The organism is Mesorhizobium sp. M8A.F.Ca.ET.208.01.1.1, from assembly GCF_004791315.1.
In the GTDB taxonomy this organism is placed as follows: domain Bacteria; phylum Pseudomonadota; class Alphaproteobacteria; order Rhizobiales; family Rhizobiaceae; genus Mesorhizobium.
On sequence record NZ_SRUT01000461.1, the window covers coordinates 1 to 278 of the forward strand.

Sequence of the window (278 nt, forward strand, 5' to 3'; positions counted from 1 at the left end):
TGATTGTCGAGCTCTACTCCAAGTAAGGGCTAGAAAATAGGTGCATCCATGCAGATTTCGGTAAATGAGTTCCTGACACCCCGCCACATTGATGTGCAGGGTGTCAGTCCAACCCGCGCCAAGATCACTCTCGAGCCTCTCGAGCGTGGTTTTGGCCACACCCTGGGCAACGCGCTGCGACGCATCCTGTTGTCCTCAATGCCCGGCTGCGCAGTAGTCGAGGCCGAGATTGACGGTGTGCTCCACGAGTACAGCGCCATCGAAGGTGTACAGGAAGA

1 pseudogene is annotated in these 278 nt (G+C 56.5%); it reads left to right on the top strand.

Annotated elements, in window-relative coordinates:
• Window positions 1–48: 48 nt before the first annotated feature.
• A pseudogene (locus EN851_RS36075) lies at window positions 49–278 on the top strand (DNA-directed RNA polymerase subunit alpha); the annotation flags it as partial.